The organism is Streptomyces katrae (genome assembly GCF_000966975.1).
Classification (GTDB): Bacteria; Actinomycetota; Actinomycetes; order Streptomycetales; family Streptomycetaceae; genus Streptomyces; species Streptomyces katrae.
The window spans coordinates 1-2,078 of the sequence record NZ_JZWV01000837.1 but is presented as its reverse complement, the minus strand read 5'-3'; the positions used below and the strand labels follow the sequence as shown (position 1 = coordinate 2,078).

At 68.1% G+C, this 2,078-nt stretch carries 2 protein-coding genes and 1 pseudogene; 1 reads left to right on the top strand and 2 read right to left on the bottom strand.

Annotated features, from left to right (window positions below):
* Positions 1–16: 16 nt before the first annotated feature.
* Positions 17–553 (bottom strand): DUF2637 domain-containing protein, encoded by a 537-nt coding sequence (locus VR44_RS27585; RefSeq protein WP_094191947.1) that lies wholly within the window; start codon positions 551–553, stop codon positions 17–19.
* Here VR44_RS27585 and VR44_RS27580 point away from each other — a divergent pair.
* Positions 545–826: pseudogene (locus tag VR44_RS27580) on the top strand (YdcF family protein); the annotation flags it as partial. The gene VR44_RS27585 and the pseudogene VR44_RS27580 sit on opposite strands and share 9 nt — an antisense overlap.
* Positions 827–949: 123 nt before the next feature.
* Here the strand turns inward: VR44_RS27580 and VR44_RS47590 are convergent.
* Positions 950–1,282, bottom strand: a complete 333-nt coding sequence (locus tag VR44_RS47590) for a nuclease-related domain-containing protein (protein WP_245692319.1) — start codon at positions 1,280–1,282, stop codon at positions 950–952.
* Between the last annotated feature and the right edge of the window lie 796 nt (positions 1,283–2,078).

Genomic DNA, 2,078 nt, shown 5'->3' with positions numbered 1-2,078 from the left:
GAAGGCCCCCCGCCGATCATGGCGGGGGCCTTTTGCATCCACAACTGACATCAACGGGGACGGTCAGGGACGACCGCGCCGAGCCCTGAGCAGCCGGTTCCAGCGCGGCCTCTTCAGGGGGCGGTTCGGCCGGCGGGAGTTCCGGAGCCGGATCGGGGGCCCGCTCGACGATCAGGTCTGCGGTGGGCTCGGGGTCGGGCTGGACGGCGGGGGCCGGTTCCGGGGCGGGTGCGTGGGCCAGGAGGGTGTCGCCGAGGAAGGCGAGGGCGGGCCATCCGGCGACGAGGATCCGCAGCCAGGCCGGAACGTGGTGAAGGTCGAGGAGTCCGGCGCTGGCGATGTTGGCGCCGAGCGAAGCGATCAGGGCGATGGCGAACCAGAGCCAGGCATCGCGGTTCTCGACGTCCGTGCGCATCCGACGCCATGCGGCGACCAGCAGCAGGTCGACGCTCACCGGGTAGGCCCAGGCCTTCCAGCCGTCCTGTCCGGCCGCCGCAGCCAGGTCGTGCAGGTGGGCGAAGGACAGGGCCCCGGCGATGACGGCCCGTACCAGGAGCGACGTGTGTACGCCACAGCACGGAAGTTGTGGCCCGAAGTCGAGATCGTCAGTGCTTCCAGCCCGATGACGCTGGAGGAGTACGTCGACTCCATCGGTGACCCGCGCATGGTCATCGACATGCTGGTCGGCGCGTTGCAACGGTTGTTGAGCTACCCGGAACAAGGCTTCATGATCAGCCGGCAGGTCCCGGACGACGTGGTCGAGGCGTACGAACGGCTGTGTCGGCGAGGCTACAGCAGCCGCCTTCTGCCGGATGCGCCGAGTTAGGCGCGGAGCCAGACGCGCCGGTGACGAGCGGCCGTGTACACCTGCTCTACCTGCTCCGGGGTGAGCTTGCCAGTCAGCGGGCCCAGGGCCGCTACCTCCCGCTCCTGGTAAATGCGAACGGTGTTACTGCGTAGCTGCCCGATTCAGGGACGCGATGCCGACGAAGACCAGGACGGGTTCGACAGGCACCTGGAAGGGGCAGTACCGCCCCAGCACCCTCCGCACGAAGTCCGCCTCAGCCAGGCTTGCCGCAGCATACGGGCGTGGAGGCCCGCCATTGACCTTGGCCATCGAGTCGCCCACCCAGACCGACGCGCCCCGATGGTTCTTGGTGTTGATACTGAACACGCCGCCTGGGCCGATCAGCAGGTGGTCGATGTCGCCGCCGTTGCTCTTCTCGATGCCGTGAAGCGCCCGCCAACCGAGCGATGACAGGCGTTCTAGCTCACGCCCCACCCTCCGCTCCCCTTCGAGGCCGGCGTACCAGCTGTCCCACTCCGAGGACTGCCGCAGTAACTTCGCTTTGAGTCGTTGCACTGTCGACGGGCCTCGCTCAGCGATCAACCCGACGACGCGGGAGCCCGGCCGGTTCCTTGCCAGGTCTTCACTGGGGCTGAGGGGTGGCAGGGACGCCAGCCCGTCGGGTCGCTGTTTCGGGGTTGGGTGACGGGGTTGCCCTTGTTTCCGAGAAGGGGCCGCGGGGCGCGACTGCGGAGTAGGCGAAGGGGTGGAGCGGACAGTAAGCCCCTCCCCAAGGTGGCGCCGAAGAAGAGCCAAAGCCTCGTCCTGGTACTTCCGAAGCTTGATCGTCACGGTCTTGGTCGCTCGATCCGCCCAGGCGACAGCCGTTCCGTCCGGCAGGTTCACATAGAGCCGATCCCTGCCATGCCTCTTCCACGGATGCACCGTCAGATCGCTCACCAGCCGCCCCCCTGCGTGCCGTCCCACCCATATGCCAACAGCTGGAGGGCCGGTCGGCAAGGCCGCTAGCCTGAGGCGGGGAACTCCCATCCCGTCTGCCGTCGACCCAGGACAAGCCGAGCAGCCACGGCACCGGGCGTCCAGGTCGTTCGTCCAGTTGGGCGCTCCACCTGGACGCCCGGCACCGCGGCCGCTCCACATGCGTGTGGGTCGACGGCAGACGGGATGGGAGTTGGGGGTGAGTGGTGGGCTAGGTGTATTGACCCGCAGCGTTGTTGACGCGGGTGATGGGTGGGTGTCCGTCGAGTGCGGTGTGGCAGCGGTGGTGGTT